Source organism: Pseudomonas sp. PA-5-4B, from assembly GCF_021606215.1.
Lineage (GTDB): Bacteria > Pseudomonadota > Gammaproteobacteria > Pseudomonadales > Pseudomonadaceae > Aquipseudomonas > Aquipseudomonas edaphica.
Genome location: NZ_WKDB01000065.1, coordinates 1 through 18509, shown reverse-complemented (window position 1 = coordinate 18509; position 18509 = coordinate 1). Strand labels below are relative to the sequence as shown.

The following is an 18509-nucleotide window of genomic DNA, read 5'->3' as shown; positions in this document are numbered from 1 at the left end:
TGGGGCGGGGATTAGCGGGCATTTAATCAAATGTGTTTTGTTTAAGCGGTAAAGAAGTTTTCATCGGCTAAATGATAATGAATATTGTTTGCGCAGGATTTAAGCGAATGTTTCTCGTGTGGCGCGGGAAGTTGTTGTTACTTGCGTGATTGCTGCTAGTTGCTGGAGGGGATCTTTTAACCGATTTGATTCAGGCAAATAGCGCCCTGGGTCAATGTTTTGCGCAAAACCTTCAGGGTCGACACGGTCGATGTGGGAGCTGGCTTGCCTGCGATAGCGGTGGAACAGTTGAAAAATCTGTCACTGACCCACCGCCATCGCAGGCAAGCCAGCTCCCACAGGTGATGTGTGGTGTTTTCAAGCGGGCAAAAAAAACGCCCCGAACCAGTCGGGGCGTCAGATCAAGCGGCAGTGCGGTTAGGTCTTCCGTGGGGCCGCACTGGCCGTTTACTCGCGACTTAGTGGAACTGCTCTTCTTCGGTCGAGCCGGTCAGCGCGGTCACGGACGAGGTGCCGCCCTGGATCACGGTGGTCATGTCGTCGAAGTAGCCGGTGCCCACTTCCTGCTGGTGCGCCACAAAGGTGTAACCCTTGGCGGCGTCAGCGAACTCTTGCTCCTGCAGTTTCACGTAGGCGGTCATGTCGTTACGGGCATAGTCGTGCGCCAGGTTGAACATGCTGTGCCACATGTTGTGAATGCCAGCCAGGGTGATGAACTGGTGCTTGTAGCCCATGGCCGACAGTTCGCGCTGGAACTTGGCGATGGTCGCGTCGTCCAGGTTCTTCTTCCAGTTGAAAGAAGGCGAGCAGTTGTAGGACAGCAGTTGGTCCGGGTATTCCTTCTTGATCGCTTCGGCGAAACGACGCGCTTCGTCCAGGTCCGGCTTGGCGGTTTCGCACCAGATCAGGTCGGCGTAAGGCGCGTAGGCCAGGCCACGGGCGATCGCCTGGTCGAGACCGGCGCGCACTTTATAGAAGCCTTCCTGGGTGCGTTCGCCGGTTACGAACGGCTGGTCGTACGGGTCGCAGTCGGAGGTCAGCAAGTCTGCCGCGTTGGCGTCGGTACGCGCCAGGATGATGGTCGGCGTGCCAGCAACGTCAGCGGCCAAGCGTGCTGCGGTCAGCTTTTGTACGGCTTCCTGGGTTGGAACCAGTACCTTGCCGCCCATGTGGCCGCATTTTTTCACCGACGCCAGTTGGTCTTCGAAGTGCACGCCGGCAGCGCCTGCCTCGATCATGCTCTTCATCAGTTCGTAGGCGTTGAGTACGCCGCCGAAACCCGCTTCGGCGTCAGCCACGATGGGTGCGAAGTAGTCGATGTAGCCTTCGTCGCCCGGACCTTTACCGGCTTTCCACTGGATCTGGTCGGCGCGGCGGAACGAGTTGTTGATGCGCTTGACCACGGTTGGCACGGAGTCCACCGGGTACAGCGATTGGTCGGGGTACATGGATTCAGCGGAGTTGTTGTCCGCTGCCACTTGCCAGCCGGACAGGTAGATCGCCTGGATACCGGCTTTTACCTGTTGAACTGCCTGGCCGCCAGTGAGGGCGCCCATGCAGTTGACGAAATCTTTTTCGGGGCGGAAGGACGGCTTGGCACCCTGGGTGACCAGCTTCCACAGCTTCTCGGCGCCGAGTTTTGCAAAGGTGTGCTCAGGTTGAACCGAGCCACGCAGGCGGACGACGTCAGCAGCGGAATAAGCGCGGGTTACGCCTTTCCAGCGTGGGTTTTCAGCCCAATCTTTTTCAAGGGCTGCAATTTGCTGTTCGCGTGTCAGTGCCATGGGGAAAAACCTCGTCGCGTCTTGTTTGGAAAAACATCCGTTTTGCCAGCCGTGCATTCAATGCGTGGGCAGGGCTGCTCGCTGACCAGAAGCTTAGGCGGTCAAGTCGGGTTTGGCGGGGAAGGCGACGGGATAAACGCAGTGCGAGAGGGCGAGTTGAGCAGGTAAGGGCAAACTGCGAACAGTCTTCGGGCATCGTGGGCCTTGGTACGATCCATCAGTGTGTAGCCGGGTTACCTGGTTAGCTTCCGTCCCTCGGGACAACTTCGTTCCAGTCGCAACCAACGTCAAACACACCTTGTGGGCGGTACAGACACGAATCGGCTCAGGTGGGTAGCTTAGAGCGGCGATCCGAAGGCCCTTGCCAGGGCCTCTGATTAGCGGGAGCGAGGCCATCATGCACAGGCTTTTTTGGCTCGTCAAATGTTTTGTAGTGCTATTTTTCAGGCACTACATCTTTAGTCTAATGCGACTCGCCAGTCAGTTTTTGGTGCTTTAGTTCAGGGTGTCGACCTTGACCCGCAAAGTCAGGTCATCACGGCCCTGGGTAGAGTAGCTGCGGGTTGTAGAGGATTTATCGGCCTGGGTCTCGCGATTGATACCCGCCAGCGGGATCCATTCGCCCAGGCGGCCACTGACCGTTGTGTCGGTACTTTGAATATTCACTACATCGGGACGTTCCTGGCTCATGCGGTCACGGTTGGTACTGATAGCCAGGTGTACGGTCTCGCCAGTGACACTGGCAGTCACGTAAAAGCCCTGGGTGACGTTGCGGTACTGGGTCTGGTTCTGCGGGCGGCCGTAGGCGTCAGGCTGCGTGGTGGTCAGTGGCACGCTCTGGCCGACCTGAATCAGTGCGGGCACGCCTTCACTGGCCTGGATCTGCTGGATGCCGCCGTCGCGGCTGGCAGTGCCGTAGCTGATGATGCGGGTTTGGCTGTCACCGCTGTTCTGCTGGTTGTTTTCGTTGCTGTCGACGGTGATCAACAGGCGCTTGGCGGGTGTGTCCAGTTGCGTGAGCAGGGCGCGCAGGTCCTGGATCTTGCCGGGGTCCGCTTTAACAATAAGCTGGTTGCCATAGGCGCTGACGGTGCCGTCCTTGCCGATAAAGTTCTGCGCGACGGGCAGCAGGTCGGCGCTGGTGCGGTTGCTCAGGTTGACGACTTCGGTGTCGGCCATGGCGCAGGCGCTGGTAGTGAGGAGCAGGGCGGTGAGCAGGGTGCGTAGGGACATGTCCGTTATCTCTGCGAGTCAATTAGGCTTGATAGTGCCAGTTTGTCGGCCTGGCGGGTCGCAAGTTGAATCGTAGACGGCAAAATGCCCTGGCAGGCAGGGCATTTTGGGTGTTGCTGATGGCGCTATCGCAGGCAAGCCAGCTCCCACATTTGGAATGCATTCCCCTGTGGGAGCTGGCTTGCCTGCGATAAGGGCGACTCGATCTCGAATCAGCCCTCGCGCACCATATCAACGTGCGGAATCCCGACTTCCAGGAATTCGTCACTGACGATCTTGAAACCCAGCCGCTCATAAAACGGCGCCGCATACACCTGCGCACTCAGGAACTGCCTGGTCTGGCCACGTTTTTCGGCCTCGCCGATCACCGTTTCCATCAGCTTGTCGCCGACCTTCAGTCCGCGCCAGTCCTTGAGTACCGACACGCGACCAATCTCGCCGCTGGGCAGCAGGCGAGCGGTGCCAATCGGAAAATCGCCTTCGAATGCAAGAAAGTGCATTGCGTCGGCGTCATCCGCATCCCATTCCAGCTCTGGTGGAACCGATTGTTCAGCGATAAACACCGCCTCACGAATGCGCCGAATCTCAGCGATATCCTTTTGCCAGTCCGCGACACTTACGTGAATCTTATTCATCGGCAAATCCCAGGCTTCCTTGCTTGACCAGTTCGCACAGCAGGTCACGACCGTCTTCGTCGGCCAGCCAGGTGCCGAGGTTTTCGCTGTGCAGGGCGTCGGCCGAGCAGACCAGTTTCAACAGTTCGCGCAGTTTGCCTGGCAGATAACGGCTCTGGCCGCTGGCAAACAGCAGTACGTCATCGTCCACTTCCGACCACGCCATGCGCGCGCTCGGGTTGCGCACCAGAATCGCGCCGTTTTCCAGGCTGCTGATAAAGTCTTCTTCGCCCAATTCTTCACCGGCGACCAGTTCCGGGTAGCGCGGCTCGGTCATGAACTGGCCGAACCAGGTCAGCAGCATGCGCTCGTCGCTCATGTGCTCGGCCAACAGACCTTTGAGGCGGTCGAGTGCATCCGCCTGAATCTGGTGCGGGTCGCTGACTGGTTGGGCGTCGGCGTCCGTGTAGCGCTCTTCATCGGTCAGGTACTGGCTGAGGAAGTCGGTGAAGTGGGTCAGCACTTCGGCGGCGCTCGGTGCGCGGAAGCCCACCGAATAGGTCATGCAGTCATCTTCGGCGATGCCGAAGTGCGCCAGGCGCGGCGGCAGGTAAAGCATGTCGCCCGGTTCCAGCACCCATTCTTCGCTCTGTTCGAATTCTGCGAGGATGCGCAGGTCGGCGTGCTGCAGCAGCGGGCTTTCGGAATTGCACATCTGGCCGATTTTCCAGTTGCGCTTGCCTTGGGCCTGCAGCAGGAACACGTCGTAGTTGTCGAAGTGCGGGCCAACACTGCCGCCGGGTGCGGCGAAGCTGATCATCACATCGTCGATGCGCCAGCTGGGCAAAAAGCGGAAGTGCCCGAGCAATTCGGCAACTTCGGGTACGAACTGGTCGACTGCCTGCACCAGCAGGGTCCACTCACGCTCTGGCAATGTGCTGAACGCATCTTCGGCGAACGGCCCGCGGCGCAGTTCCCATGGGCGCTCGCCGTGTTCGATTACCAGGCGCGATTCAACTTCTTCTTCCAGGGCCAGGCCGGCCAGTTCGTCGGCGTCAATCGGGCTTTCGAAATCAGGGATGGCCTGACGGATCAGCAGCGGTTTTTTCTGCCAGTAGTCGCGCAGGAATTCGCGTGCCGTGATGCCGCCCAGAAGTTGAAGAGGAATATCAGGATTCATGTGTAACCTATTGAAAAAAAGCACTTTTAAGACAGGAATAAAAACGCCCGGCGCGGCCGGGCGTCTCAAGAGGGCTTGCGCTAAATCAGATGCGCTTGGCTTGGGCCACCGCATTGCCGATGTAGTTGGCCGGGGTGAGCAATTTCAGCTCGGCCTTGGCGGCGGCTGGCATGTCCAGGCCGTCGATGAAAGTTTGCAGCGCCTCAGGGCTGATGCCCTTGCCGCGCGTCAACTCTTTCAGCTTCTCGTACGGGTTTTCGATGTTGTAGCGGCGCATTACGGTCTGGATCGGCTCGGCCAATACTTCCCAGCACGCATCCAGGTCAGCGGCGATCTTCTGCGCGTTGAGCTCAAGCTTGCTGATGCCTTTGAGGCTGGCTTCGTAGGCGATCACGCTGTGGGCAAAGCCCACGCCGAGGTTACGCAGTACGGTGGAGTCGGTCAGGTCGCGCTGCCAGCGCGAGATCGGCAACTTGCTGGCCAAGTGCTGGAACAGGGCGTTGGCGATGCCGAGGTTGCCTTCGGAGTTTTCGAAGTCGATCGGGTTGACCTTGTGCGGCATGGTCGACGAACCGATCTCGCCGGCGATGGTGCGCTGCTTGAAGTAGCCCAGGGAGATGTAGCCCCAGATATCGCGATCGAAGTCGATCAGGATGGTGTTGAAGCGCGCAATGGCGTCGAACAGTTCGGCGATGTAGTCGTGCGGTTCGATCTGCGTGGTGTAGGGGTTGAAGCCCAGGCCCAGCTCGTCTTCGATGAAGGCGCGGGCATTTTCTTCCCAGTCGATTTCCGGGTAGGCCGACAGGTGTGCGTTGTAGTTGCCCACGGCGCCGTTGATCTTGCCCAGCAGCGGCACGGCGGCGACTTGAGCGATCTGGCGCTCCAGGCGATACACCACGTTGGCCAGTTCTTTGCCCAAAGTGGTCGGCGAAGCTGGTTGGCCGTGGGTGCGCGACAGCATCGGCACGTCGGCGAAACGGATGGCCAGTTCGCGGATGGCGTCAGCGGTCTGGCGCATCAGCGGCAGCATCACGTCATCACGGCCTTCGCGCAGCATCAGGGCGTGGGACAGGTTGTTGATGTCCTCGCTGGTGCAGGCAAAGTGGATGAACTCGCTGACCTGGGCCAGTTCCGGCAGCTTGGCCGCTTGCTCTTTGAGCAGGTATTCGATGGCTTTAACGTCGTGGTTGGTGGTGCGCTCGATCTCTTTCACACGCTCGGCGTGCTCCAGGGAGAAGTTTTCCGCCAGGGTGTTCAATACAGCGTTGGCTTCGGCGGAAAACGCCGGCACTTCGCTGATGGCAGGGTGAGCGGCCAGGCGCTGGAGCCAGCGCACTTCAACCAGAACACGAGCACGGATCAGACCGTATTCGCTGAAAATAGGGCGCAGGGCCTGGGTTTTGCCGGCGTAGCGGCCGTCAACAGGGGAAACCGCAGTGAGCGAAGAGAGCTGCATGGGGTGTTCTCGGACAGTCGGGCAACGAAATGGGGCGCGTATCATACATGAAAAAATCCGCCGGTCCGTCGCCAACTGACCGGCGTATTACGCGTGAGGCTATAAAAAAACGGGTCGCTGCGACTTATTCGTTGCGCATCAACGGGTAAAGCTCTTTGAGCAATTTGCGTCGGCTGATCACCAACTGCCAGCGATGACCGCCCAACTGGCGCCACAACCGCGCCGAACGAATGCCGGCCAGGAGCAGGGCGCGGATTTTCGAGGCGTTGTTCGGTTGTTGCAGGTTGCGCATGTCGCCGTGCACCTGGATGCGTTGGCGCAAAGTGCTCAACGTGTCCTGGTACAGCGCGCCACAGGCGGCAATCACGTTTTCGTGGGCCGGGCCGAAGTGCTCCACCTGGGACTGAATCTGCGGCAGGCGTTTGCCGATGGTTTCGAGCAGGTCGTCACGTTTGGCCAGTTGCCGTTCAAGGCCGAGCATCGACAGCGCATAGCGCAACGGCTCACGTTGCAAGGTGCTTGGGTCGCGCTCCAGGGCGCCGATCAGCGCGCGGTAGCCTTCGCGTAGCGCCAGATCATCACCGCCGTAGACTTCCAGTGTGTCCTTGGGGTCGCGAATCAGCAGGCTGCCGAGCATGCAGGTCAGGCCTGCCTCGGTCACCTGGCCGGTCTTGGCAATCTTGTCGACCAGCACCGCGGCGAGGAAAACTCCGCCGAGCGCCGTCAATTGCTCCTGGGTCGGGCTCATGCCGGGTTGCTCCAGGCTTCGGCGACTTCAATCACGCCGCCACCCAGGCAGATTTCACCGTCATAGAACACCACCGATTGGCCGGGCGTGACCGCGCGTTGCGGGTCATCGAACGTGGCGCGGTAGCCGTTGGCGGTTTTTTCCAGGGTGCAGGGCTGGTCGCTTTGGCGATAGCGCACTTTGGCGGTCAGGCGGCGTGGCGTGCTCAGGTCGATCGGGTTGACCCAATAGATTTCCGAGGCCAGCAGCGCGCCCGAGAACAGCAGCGGGTGCTCGTTGCCCTGGCCGACGACCAGCACGTTGTTTTCCAGGTCCTTGACCAGCACGTACCAGGGTTCTTCACCGGCGTCTTTAAGGCCGCCGATGCCCAGCCCCTGACGCTGGCCAATAGTGTGGTACATCAAGCCATGGTGACGGCCGATCACTTCACCGTCGGTGGTTTTGATCTCGCCTGGTTGTGCCGGCAGGTATTGCTTGAGGAAGTCGCTGAAGCGGCGCTCGCCGATAAAGCAGATCCCGGTGGAATCCTTCTTCTTGGCGGTAGCCAGGCCGTGTTTTTCGGCGATCTTGCGCACTTCGGGTTTTTCCAGCTCGCCGACCGGGAACAGGGTCTTGGCGATCTGTTCACCGCCCACGGCGTGCAGGAAGTAGCTCTGGTCCTTGTTCGGGTCCAGGCCTTTGAGCAGTTCGGTACGGCCATCGATATCGCGACGGCGCACGTAATGGCCAGTGGCAATCAGGTCGGCGCCAAGGATCATGGCGTAGTCGAGGAACGCCTTGAACTTGATTTCGCGGTTACACAGGATGTCCGGGTTCGGCGTACGGCCGGCCTTGTATTCGGCCAGGAAGTGCTCGAACACATTGTCCCAGTACTCGGCGGCGAAATTGGCGGTGTGCAGCTTGATGCCGATCTTGTCGCACACGGCCTGGGCGTCGGCCAGGTCGTCCATGGCGGTGCAATATTCCGTTCCATCGTCTTCTTCCCAGTTCTTCATGAACAGGCCTTCCACCTCATAACCCTGCTCCATGAGCAGAACGGCGGAAACGGAAGAATCCACGCCGCCGGACATGCCGACGATGACGCGCTTCTTTTGTGTGTCAGAAGGGGCTGGATCACGCATAGGGTTTCAACGGGTGTCTTGAAAAAGGACGCGATTCTAACAGGCTCACGCCCGCAAGGCTAAAGAGAAGGGCGGATCAATTCGAGGCTATGGCGCTGGCCGGCCAGATAATCATCGATACAGCGGATGATCAGCTCACTGCGCCAGTCGTCGCGCAGGGCCATCAGCTCCTCACGGGTCAGCCAGCGGGCGCGGACGATGCCTTCATCGAGCTGGTAGTCGGGGTGATGTTTCAAGGCCTTGGCGGTAAAACACACGCGCTGATAAGTCACGCCATTGCTGGGAGCGGTGTACAGGTAGATGCCGACAATGCCGGTGGCCTCGACGTCCCAGCCGGTTTCTTCGAGGGTTTCACGCACGGCAGCTTCGATGAGGGTTTCATGCGGGTCCAGATGGCCGGCCGGCTGGTTGAGCACGGCGCGGCCGCCCTTGAGTTCCTCGACCATCAGGAAGCGGCCGTTGTCTTCGACGAGGGTGGCGACGGTGATGTGGGGTTGCCAGGTCATAGGTGCCTCAATGTGTAGTGACTGAAGAAACTCGTTCAGTGTGGGAGCTGGCTTGCCTGCGATAGCAGTCTGTCAGTTGGCCCAGATGCAGCTGAACCACCGCTATCGCAGGCAAGCCAGCTCCCACATTTGATCGGGGTTGTTCAATGAAATCGGGGGCGCAAACAGAAACCCCGGCACATGGCCGGGGCTTCTTTGCATCCTTACAACCTTACTTCAACTTGGCAATGGCCGCGTTGAGGGTGTTGCTTGGGCGCATGGCTTTGCTGGTCAGCTCCGGGTTCGGCGCGTAGTAGCCGCCGATGTCCACTGGCTTGCCCTGTACGGCGTTCAGCTCGGCAACGATGGTTGCCTCGTTGTCGGCCAGGGTTTTGGCCAGTTCGCCAAACTGCGCTTGCAGTGCAGCATCTTCAGTCTGTGCGGCCAGGGCTTGAGCCCAGTACAGCGCCAGGTAGAAGTGGCTGCCGCGGTTGTCGATGTTGCCGACTTTGCGCGATGGCGACTTGTTGTTGTCCAGGAACTGGCCAGTGGCCTGGTCCAGGGTCTTGGACAGCACCAGGGCTTTCGGGTTGTTGTAGGTGACACCCAAATGCTCAAGGGACGCGGCCAGGGCCAGGAACTCGCCCAGGGAATCCCAGCGCAGGAAGTTCTCTTCAACCAGTTGCTGCACGTGCTTTGGAGCCGAACCGCCGGCGCCGGTTTCGAACAGGCCGCCGCCGTTCATCAGCGGCACGATCGACAGCATCTTGGCACTGGTGCCCAGTTCCATGATCGGGAACAGGTCGGTCAGGTAGTCACGCAGAACGTTACCGGTCACCGAGATGGTGTCCAGGCCCTTGCGGGTGCGCTCCAGGGTGAACTTCATCGCGTCGACCGGCGACATGATGCGGATGTCCAGGCCTTCGGTGTTGTGGTCTTTCAGGTAAGCCTGAACTTTCTCGACCACCACGCCATCGTGGGCGCGCTTAGGGTCCAGCCAGAAAATGGCCGGGGTGTTGCTGGCGCGAGCACGGTTGACGGCCAGTTTGACCCAGTCCTGGATCGGCGCGTCTTTGGTCTGGCACATGCGGAAGATGTCGCCGGCTTCGACAGCCTGTTCCATCAGCAGGTTGCCCTTGCTGTCGGTGACGCGGACCACGCCGTCAGCCTTGATCTGGAAGGTCTTGTCGTGGGAACCGTACTCTTCGGCTTTTTTCGCCATCAGGCCAACGTTTGGCACGCTGCCCATGGTGGTTGGGTCGAAGGCGCCATTGGCCTTGCAGTCTTCGATCACTGCCTGGTAGATGGTGGCGTAGCAGCGATCCGGGATCACGGCCTTGGTGTCGTGCAGTTGGCCGTCGGTGCCCCACATTTTGCCTGAGTCACGGATCATGGCAGGCATCGAGGCGTCGACGATAACGTCGCTCGGCACGTGCAGGTTGGTAATGCCTTTGTCCGAGTTGACCATGGCCAGGGACGGACGAGCGGCGTACACCGCCTGGATGTCGGCTTCGATCTGCGCTTGCTGATCGGCCGGCAGGGCCTTGATGCGGGCGTACAGGTCGCCGATGCCGTTGTTCAGGTTAAAGCCGATCTGCTCCAGCACGACAGCGTGCTTGGCCAGTGCGTCTTTATAGAACTCGGCAACGATCTGGCCGAACATGATCGGGTCGGAGACCTTCATCATGGTGGCTTTCAAGTGGACCGACAGCAGTACGCCTTGTTTCTTGGCGTCTTCGATTTCAGCGGCGATGAAGCTGCGCAGGGCATTCTTGCTCAGTACGGCGGTGTCGATGATCTCGCCAGCCTGCAAGCTGGTTTTTTCTTTCAGGACGGTAGCGGTACCGTCCTTGGCGATCAGTTCGATCTTGACGGCGTCAGCCGCTTCGATCTGTACGGCTTTCTCGCTGCCGTAGAAGTCGCCGTTGCTCATGTGTGCGATGTGCGACTTGGAGTCGGCAGCCCAGGCGCCCATTTTATGCGGGTGCTTGCGCGCGTAGTTCTTGACCGACAGCGGTGCGCGGCGGTCGGAGTTGCCTTCGCGCAGTACCGGGTTCACGGCGCTGCCCTTGACCTTGTCGTAACGTGCGCGGGTTTCTTTTTCCGCGTCGGTGGTTACGGTTTCCGGGTAGTCCGGCAGGGCGTAGCCCTGGGCCTGCAGTTCCTTGATCGCCGCTTGCAGCTGCGGGGTCGAAGCACTGATGTTAGGCAGCTTGATGATGTTGGCTTCAGGCGTAACGGCCAGGTCGCCCAGTTCGGCGAGGTGGTCCGGGATAGCCTTGGTGCCCAGTTGCTCGGGGAAGCTTGCGAGGATGCGCGCGGCCAGGGAAATGTCGCGGGTTTCCACGGCAATATCAGCGGAAGCGGTGAAGGCCTCTACGATAGGCAGCAGTGAATAGGTGGCGAGGGCTGGGGCTTCGTCGGTGAAGGTGTAGATGATCTTCGAGCGGGTGGGCATATTCGGATTAACTCTCTTCTTTGCTGAAAGCGTGCGCAGAAACTCGAGATGCGCCGGGTGGAGCGCGTTCGTTCAAAGTCATCCATGAGCGAAATGTCGAGGTTTCTTCGCGGTGATGTTGGGTTGCATCAGTCGAGCGTCAAGCGGGTGGACTATTGTATTAGTCCTGCTTTGTAGCGGAAGGCTTTGTTCTAGAGCGGTCCGCCGTCGTGACTCTTTGGTCAGCGGCGGCATTATACATAGGTCGCTATGCTTACGCCGAGCCTTCATACAAAAGGTGTGTCGTCCATTGGTCTAAAGGTCGCAGGGCCCAGACTGCGACCAAAGTCGCACGATGTGCTCAAGATTGGCGATTTTGTCTTTGCTTTCAGGCTTGTAGGCGACAAATTATGCTGTTTTCGATGCAAATGAGCATGGCGTGAGGTTTCAGTCGCCATTTATCTGGAGTAGGCTCGAACGCAGCCAGATGTTCAATCCATAGATGGAGTTCAGCATGGGATACAAGAAGATTCAGGTTCCGGCAGTCGGCGACAAAATCACCGTCAATGCAGACCATTCTCTCAATGTTCCTGACCAACCGATCATCCCTTATATAGAAGGCGACGGTATTGGCGTCGACATCAGCCCGGTGATGATCAAGGTGGTCGACGCAGCTGTTGAAAAGGCCTACGGCGGAAAACGCAAAATCTCCTGGATGGAGGTGTATGCCGGCGAGAAGGCGACTCAAGTCTACGACCAGGACACCTGGCTGCCCCAGGAAACCCTGGATGCGGTCAAGGATTACGTGGTTTCCATCAAAGGCCCGCTGACCACGCCGGTTGGCGGCGGCATCCGTTCGCTGAACGTGGCCCTGCGTCAGCAGCTCGATTTATATGTGTGCCTGCGCCCGGTGCGCTGGTTTGAAGGCGTGCCCAGCCCGGTCAAGAAGCCTGGCGACGTCGATATGACCATCTTCCGTGAAAACTCCGAAGACATTTACGCCGGTATCGAGTGGAAGGCTGGTTCGCCGGAAGCCATCAAGGTGATCAAGTTCCTCAAGGAAGAAATGGGCGTTACCAAGATCCGTTTCGACCAGGACTGTGGCATTGGCATCAAGCCGGTTTCCAAGGAAGGCACCGAGCGCCTGGCGCGCAAAGCCCTGCAATATGTAGTGGATAATGATCGTGATTCGCTGACCATTGTGCACAAAGGCAACATCATGAAGTTCACCGAGGGTGCCTTCAAAGAGTGGGCCTACGGTATTGCCGAAAAAGAATTTGGCGCGACCCTGCTCGACGGCGGCCCGTGGATGCAGTTCAAAAACCCGAAGACCGGCAAGAATGTGGTGGTCAAGGACGCGATTGCCGATGCCATGCTCCAGCAGATTCTACTGCGCCCGGCGGAATATGATGTGATCGCCACGCTTAACCTCAACGGTGACTACCTGTCTGACGCGCTGGCGGCGGAAGTGGGTGGTATTGGTATTGCGCCGGGGGCCAATCTCTCCGACACCGTGGCAATGTTCGAGGCCACCCACGGTACTGCGCCTAAATATGCCGGCAAGGATCAGGTCAACCCGGGTTCGCTGATCTTGTCGGCGGAAATGATGCTGCGGCACATGGGCTGGACTGAGGCGGCGGATTTGATCATCAAAGGCACCAATGGCGCGATTTCGGCGAAGACCGTGACCTATGACTTTGAGCGTTTGATGGACGGCGCGAAGCTGGTGTCGTCGTCAGGGTTTGGTGATGCGTTGATTGCGCATATGTAAAGCGCTGCTGTAAAAAAGCCGGCCATTCTGATGACTCAGAATGGCCGGCTTTTTTGTGCCGTATTGCTTAAGGCGTTATCAGGCCGTTTGTTTCTTTTTTGATGGGGTGGCCTGACTTGTCCTGGGCTTTGTTTCGTGCGTTTCGTCGTGGATTGTTCCCGATGTAACTGCGCAGGCTGCACAAATTTCGACGGCGTGCAGCCCTTTCGGCCCTTGAATGATTAAAAACTCCACAGGCTGGCCCGCTTTTAGGGTCTTGTACCCATCCATGGTAATCGCTGAATAATGCGCGAAGAGGTCTTCTCCGGATTTTCCATCTGCGTTGATGAACCCATATCCCTTGGCGTTGTTAAACCATTTGACCTTGCCACTGACCTTGACGCCAGACATAACCATATCCCTCTGCACCAGACTCCATCACTGGAGTATCATCCAGTTTATCCGTCCTAACCCGAATAAATAAGGTTGACTGCGCGGACCTTTTTTACCCACTGTGGGTTCTATTGGTTGTAACACCGTTTCGCCGATAGTCAAGGCGACCAACCGGTCAGTAGTTGAAAATCTGACAGGTCGCCCCCACCACTGTATTTGAACCACTGACGAACCTTTCTTTCCATGCATGCAAACAGCCAGATTCGACTAACATTCAATCAGGATCGCCCGGATCAGGAACACGATGACGACGGTTCTGCAGGCATTGCTGTCCAGGAGGCGAAGCCTGCTCTTCAGGCGCCGCCGATGTACAAGGTGGTTTTGTTTAATGATGACTACACACCGATGGATTTCGTCGTCGAAGTGCTCGAGGTGTTTTTTAACCTGAACCGCGAGCTGGCGACCAAGGTAATGCTGGCCGTTCACACAGAAGGACGGGCAGTATGTGGAGTGTTTACCCGTGACATCGCCGAGACAAAGGCCATGCAGGTCAACCAGTACGCCAGGGAAAGCCAGCATCCGCTACTCTGTGAAATCGAGAAGGACGGTTAACGCCGACCACTTGGGTATGAGGTGAAGCTATGTTAAACCGCGAGCTCGAAGTCACCCTCAATCTTGCCTTCAAGGAGGCTCGTTCGAAGCGTCATGAATTCATGACCGTCGAGCACCTGCTGCTGGCACTTTTGGATAACGAAGCTGCCGCCACCGTTCTGCGTGCGTGCGGCGCCAACCTCGACAAACTCAAGCATGACCTGCAGGAGTTCATCGACTCCACCACGCCACTGATCCCCGTGCATGACGAGGACCGTGAGACCCAGCCAACCCTGGGCTTCCAGCGGGTATTGCAGCGTGCTGTCTTCCACGTACAGAGCTCCGGTAAGCGTGAGGTCACGGGCGCCAATGTGCTTGTGGCGATTTTCAGTGAACAGGAAAGCCAGGCAGTGTTCCTGCTCAAGCAGCAGAGCGTTGCCCGTATTGATGTCGTCAACTACATCGCCCACGGTATCTCCAAAGTGCCAGGGCACGGCGATCATTCCGAGGGTGAGCAGGATATGCAGGACGACGAGGGCGGTGAGTCTTCTTCTTCGGGCAATCCACTGGATGCCTATGCCAGCAACCTTAACGAACTGGCGCGCCAGGGGCGGATTGATCCGCTGGTGGGGCGTGAGCTTGAGGTTGAGCGTGTAGCGCAGATCCTCGCGCGTCGTCGCAAGAACAATCCGTTGCTGGTGGGTGAGGCCGGCGTGGGTAAAACCGCAATTGCCGAAGGCCTGGCCAAGCGCATCGTTGATAACCAGGTGCCTGATCTGCTGGCCAACAGCGTCGTCTACTCCCTTGATCTTGGCGCATTGCTCGCCGGGACCAAGTACCGTGGCGATTTCGAGAAGCGCTTCAAGGCGCTGCTCGGCGAGCTGAAAAAACGCCCGCAGGCGATTCTGTTTATCGATGAAATCCACACCATCATTGGCGCCGGCGCGGCGTCCGGTGGGGTGATGGACGCCTCCAACCTGCTCAAGCCGCTGCTGTCGTCGGGTGATATCCGTTGCATTGGTTCGACCACGTTCCAGGAGTTTCGCGGCATCTTCGAAAAAGACCGTGCCCTGGCGCGTCGTTTCCAGAAGGTCGACGTGTCTGAGCCTTCGGTTGAAGACACCATCGGCATCCTGCGCGGCCTCAAGGGACGCTTCGAGGCGCATCACGGCATCGAGTACACCGATGAAGCCCTGCGCGCTGCTGCTGAGCTGGCGTCGCGCTACATCAATGACCGGCATATGCCGGACAAGGCCATCGACGTGATCGACGAGGCGGGTGCCTACCAGCGCCTGCAGCCGGTCGAGAAGCGTGTGAAGCGCATCGACGTGCCTCAAGTCGAGGACATCGTGGCGAAGATCGCGCGGATTCCGCCTAAGCACGTCAACAGTTCCGACAAGGAACTGCTGCGTAACCTGGAGCGCGACCTCAAGCTCACGGTGTTCGGCCAGGATGCCGCTATCGACGCGCTGTCCACCGCAATCAAGCTCTCGCGTGCAGGCCTCAAGTCGCCGGACAAACCGGTCGGATCGTTCCTGTTCGCAGGCCCGACCGGCGTCGGCAAGACCGAAGCGGCGCGGCAATTGGCCAAGGCCATGGGTATTGAACTGGTGCGTTTCGACATGTCCGAATACATGGAGCGCCACACCGTGTCGCGCCTGATCGGCGCGCCTCCGGGCTATGTCGGGTTCGACCAGGGCGGCCTGCTGACCGAAGCCATCACCAAGCAGCCACACTGCGTGTTGTTGCTCGATGAAATCGAGAAGGCTCACCCGGAAGTCTTCAACCTGCTGCTGCAGGTCATGGACCACGGTACCCTGACCGACAACAACGGGCGCAAGGCGGACTTCCGCAACGTCATCGTGATCATGACCACCAACGCCGGTGCCGAGACTGCTGCGCGAGCCTCGATTGGCTTTACGCATCAGGATCACTCGTCCGATGCGATGGAGGTGATCAAGAAGAGCTTCACGCCGGAGTTCCGCAACCGTCTGGACACCATTATCCAGTTTGGTCGCCTCAGCCATGAGGTCATCAAAAGCGTGGTGGACAAGTTCCTTACCGAGCTTCAAGCGCAGTTGGAAGACAAGCGCGTGCAGCTTGACGTAACGGACGCGGCGCGCAACTGGCTGGCCCAGGGTGGCTACGACTCGGCAATGGGCGCTCGTCCAATGGCGCGTCTGATCCAGGACAAGATCAAGCGGCCACTGGCCGAAGAGATCCTGTTTGGCGAGCTTTCCGACCATGGTGGCGTGGTGCATATCGACCTGAAGGATGGCGAGCTGACCTTCGAGTTCGAAACCACCGCGGAAATGGCCTGATAGCTGATCGCAACACAGTAAAAAGGCGCCCAAGGGCGCCTTTTTGCTGTCTTGAATACGTTGGAGATCTACTGTGGGAGCTGGCTTGCCTGCGATAGCGGTGGGTCAGCTGAAGAATATTTTCCTGATAGACCGCCATCGCAGGCAAGCCAGCTCCCACAGGGATTTGTGGTGTTGAACAAAATTGCGCACACACAAAAACGCCCGGTATAACCGGGCGTTTTGTATTGACTTGCTTAACGAGCGCGGTAAGTGATGCGCCCTTTGCTCAAGTCATAGGGCGTCAGCTCGACGCGCACTTTGTCACCGGTAAGAATACGAATGTAGTTCTTGCGCATCTTGCCGGAGATATGCGCGGTTACGACGTGCCCATTTTCCAACTCCACACGAAACATGGTGTTGGGCAGGGTGTCGACGACAGTGCCTTCCATTTCGAAGCTGTCTTCTTTCGACATGCAGTAAAGCCCTCGGTATCCAGTGAATGGCCCGGTGCAACTGCGCCAGGCAAAAGCGGCGTGCATTGTGCCCGAAAAAGGGTGTTTAAGCCAAGGGGTTCTAGTTAAGCGTTACCCATCTTTGATTAATCAGTAGCTCAATGGGCCGATATTGGGTCTTGTAGTTCATCTTTTTGCAGTTCTTGATCCAGTATCCGAGGTACACCGCCTCCAGTTCCAGGCGTGCGGCTTCACCGATTTGCCACAAAATCGCAAAGCGCCCAAGGCTGCGGCGTTCTTCGGCCGGCTCGTAGAAGGTGTAGACCGCCGACAGGCCGTTGGGCAGCAGGTCGGTCACCGCCACCGCCAGCAAGCGGCCGTCCAGGCGGAACTCATAGAAGCGCGAGAAGGGCAGGTCGCGCACCAGGAAGGTCGAAAACTGATCGCGGCTGGGCGGGAACATATCGCCGTCCGCATGGCGTTGTTCGATGTAGCGTTGGTAAAGATCGAAATATTCTTCGCTGTACTGCGGCTTGGTGGCCGTGACCGTCAGGTCGGCGTTACGTTTGAGGATGCGTTTCTGGTTGCGGTCCGGCAAAAACTGCGCAACCGGGATGCGTGCAGGCACGCACGCATTGCAGTTCTGGCAATGGGGCCGGTACAGATGATCGCCGCTGCGCCGAAAACCCATCTCTGAGAGGTCGGCATACACATGCACGTCCATCGGCTGGCTGGGGTCGAGGAACAGTGTGGTGGCCTGCTCGTCAGGCAGATAGCTGCAAGAGTGAGCTTGAGTGGCATAGAACTTCAAGCGTGCCAGCTCGGTCATGATCAACCCTCGGGATAAGCTTTGAAATAAGTGTAAGCCAGGTACGAGGAAGTCGCCTAGGAAACCCACGGGCCAGAGCTGGGCTGGTCTAAATGGTTACGCAGGAAGCCGGCAAATTCACTGCGCGGTATGGCGCGGGCGCCGAGGCTGTGCAGGTGATCATTGGGCATCTGGCAGTCGATCAGTACAAAACCCCAGGCCTGCAACTGGCGGGTCAGCGTGGCAAAGCCGAACTTGGAGGCATTGTCGGCGCGGCTGAACATCGATTCGCCAAAAAATAACTGGCCCATTGCCAGGCCATACAGGCCGCCGACCAGCTTGCCTTCATCCCATACTTCGACGGAATGCGCGTAGCCGCGCCGGTGCAGCTCCAGGTAGGCGCTTTGGATACCTTCGGTGATCCAGGTGCCGTCTGCATAAGCGCGGGGCGCGGCGCAGGCCTGGATGACGGCGGCGAAGTCCTGATCAAAGGTCACGCTGTAGCGCTGCTGACGCAACAGTTTGCCGAGGCTGCGTGACACGTGCAGCTCGTCGGGGAATATCACCGTGCGCGGGTCTGGAGACCACCAGAGGATCGGCTGGCCGTCGGAGAACCACGGGAAACAGCCATGGCGGTAGGCCTGGATCAGTCGCTCGGCCGACAGGTCGCCACCGGCGGCCAGCAAGCCATTGGGTTCACGCATGGCTTTGGCCAGCGGCGGGAAAGTCAGGGAATCGCGTTGCAACCAGGTCAGCATGGTATCCAGGCTTACGGTAGGGGAGGGGAGTGGCAGGTATGACGCCTGCCGCATGTGGGATGATTATTGTCGACATGGCGCTGTGGGGCCAGCCCGAATCGGGCATCCGCGCGCAATAGCGTTAATAGGTGTTTCTGCAACTCTACCCTTTGGGCGCGGTCGTAATCGGGTCTGGGCCATGCAGGCCAATTGCCAAGCTTGCCTGCTTTGATAAAAACAGCGCATAAGCCTTTGTCAGCAAAGACAATGCGTGCTCAAATTGAACAGGCTATGACACATCATCTGTGCAGGCCACCGGGTGAGGGCAAGTACGTGGCATCGTCGACGCAAACCCGTACAATGCGGGCATTGTGGCGTTTTCGCCCTTTCACCTGTTCATCACCCAATGTTAAAAGT

The 18509-nt window shown here is 58.6% G+C and carries 16 protein-coding genes; 3 read left to right on the top strand and 13 right to left on the bottom strand.

Annotated features, from left to right (window positions below; genetic code table 11):
• Window positions 1-458 precede the first annotated feature (458 nt).
• From aceA to GIW28_RS24600, 9 genes are all read right to left on the bottom strand, one after another.
• On the bottom strand, window positions 459-1784 hold the full coding sequence (aceA, locus tag GIW28_RS24640) for an isocitrate lyase (protein WP_003219577.1): 1326 nt from the start codon (window positions 1782-1784) through the stop codon (window positions 459-461).
• Between the two features lie 495 nt (window positions 1785-2279).
• Entirely contained in the window at window positions 2280-3017 is a 738-nt protein-coding gene (locus GIW28_RS24635) for a secretin N-terminal domain-containing protein (protein WP_236447609.1), read from the bottom strand.
• Between the two features lie 212 nt (window positions 3018-3229).
• Window positions 3230-3652, bottom strand: coding sequence for a GNAT family N-acetyltransferase (locus GIW28_RS24630; protein WP_017137513.1), 423 nt, complete (start codon window positions 3650-3652; stop codon window positions 3230-3232).
• Window positions 3645-4811 (bottom strand): ribosomal protein uL16 3-hydroxylase, encoded by a 1167-nt coding sequence (locus tag GIW28_RS24625; RefSeq protein ID WP_017137512.1) that lies wholly within the window; start codon window positions 4809-4811, stop codon window positions 3645-3647. The genes GIW28_RS24630 and GIW28_RS24625 overlap by 8 nt, the downstream gene beginning before the upstream one ends.
• A gap of 85 nt (window positions 4812-4896) precedes the next feature.
• Window positions 4897-6267 carry an adenylosuccinate lyase gene (gene purB, locus GIW28_RS24620; RefSeq protein ID WP_017137511.1) on the bottom strand — a complete coding sequence of 457 codons (1371 nt, stop codon included), beginning with the start codon at window positions 6265-6267 and terminating at the stop codon, window positions 4897-4899.
• A 124-nt stretch (window positions 6268-6391) separates the two neighbouring features.
• Entirely contained in the window at window positions 6392-7015 is a 624-nt protein-coding gene (gene hflD, locus GIW28_RS24615) for a high frequency lysogenization protein HflD (protein ID WP_017137510.1), read from the bottom strand.
• Window positions 7012-8136: a tRNA 2-thiouridine(34) synthase MnmA gene (gene mnmA / locus GIW28_RS24610; protein WP_176992570.1), complete on the bottom strand. Its 1125-nt coding sequence runs from the start codon at window positions 8134-8136 to the stop codon at window positions 7012-7014. Before mnmA ends, hflD begins: the two co-directional genes overlap by 4 nt.
• Window positions 8137-8195: 59 nt before the next feature.
• Window positions 8196-8642: an NUDIX hydrolase gene (locus GIW28_RS24605; RefSeq protein ID WP_138453860.1), complete on the bottom strand. Its 447-nt coding sequence runs from the start codon at window positions 8640-8642 to the stop codon at window positions 8196-8198.
• Between the two features lie 211 nt (window positions 8643-8853).
• On the bottom strand, window positions 8854-11079 hold the full coding sequence (locus GIW28_RS24600) for an NADP-dependent isocitrate dehydrogenase (RefSeq protein WP_138454022.1): 2226 nt from the start codon (window positions 11077-11079) through the stop codon (window positions 8854-8856).
• A gap of 493 nt (window positions 11080-11572) precedes the next feature.
• On the opposite strand from GIW28_RS24600, the gene icd reads away from it, so the two are divergent.
• Window positions 11573-12829 (top strand): NADP-dependent isocitrate dehydrogenase, encoded by a 1257-nt coding sequence (icd, locus tag GIW28_RS24595; protein ID WP_017137506.1) that lies wholly within the window; start codon window positions 11573-11575, stop codon window positions 12827-12829.
• A gap of 78 nt (window positions 12830-12907) precedes the next feature.
• On the opposite strand, the gene GIW28_RS24590 is transcribed toward icd, so the two are convergent.
• Window positions 12908-13219, bottom strand: coding sequence for a cold shock domain-containing protein (locus GIW28_RS24590; RefSeq protein WP_099548040.1), 312 nt, complete (start codon window positions 13217-13219; stop codon window positions 12908-12910).
• A 225-nt stretch (window positions 13220-13444) separates the two neighbouring features.
• On the opposite strand from GIW28_RS24590, the gene clpS reads away from it, so the two are divergent.
• Window positions 13445-13813 carry an ATP-dependent Clp protease adapter ClpS gene (gene clpS, locus GIW28_RS24585; RefSeq protein WP_005789091.1) on the top strand — a complete coding sequence of 123 codons (369 nt, stop codon included), beginning with the start codon at window positions 13445-13447 and terminating at the stop codon, window positions 13811-13813.
• 29 nt (window positions 13814-13842) lie between these two features.
• Window positions 13843-16113, top strand: a complete 2271-nt coding sequence (clpA, locus tag GIW28_RS24580; protein ID WP_053256828.1) for an ATP-dependent Clp protease ATP-binding subunit ClpA — start codon at window positions 13843-13845, stop codon at window positions 16111-16113.
• 236 nt (window positions 16114-16349) lie between these two features.
• Here clpA and infA read toward each other — a convergent pair whose 3' ends face one another.
• The 3 genes from infA to aat form a co-directional block, all read right to left on the bottom strand.
• A complete protein-coding gene (infA, locus tag GIW28_RS24575; RefSeq protein ID WP_002553999.1) occupies window positions 16350-16568 on the bottom strand; it encodes a translation initiation factor IF-1 in 219 nt (72 codons plus the stop codon).
• Window positions 16569-16668: 100 nt separating this feature from the next.
• On the bottom strand, window positions 16669-17376 hold the full coding sequence (locus tag GIW28_RS24570; protein ID WP_017137504.1) for an arginyltransferase: 708 nt from the start codon (window positions 17374-17376) through the stop codon (window positions 16669-16671).
• Between the two features lie 56 nt (window positions 17377-17432).
• Window positions 17433-18113, bottom strand: coding sequence for a leucyl/phenylalanyl-tRNA--protein transferase (aat, locus tag GIW28_RS24565; protein WP_017137503.1), 681 nt, complete (start codon window positions 18111-18113; stop codon window positions 17433-17435).
• Window positions 18114-18509 lie beyond the last annotated feature (396 nt).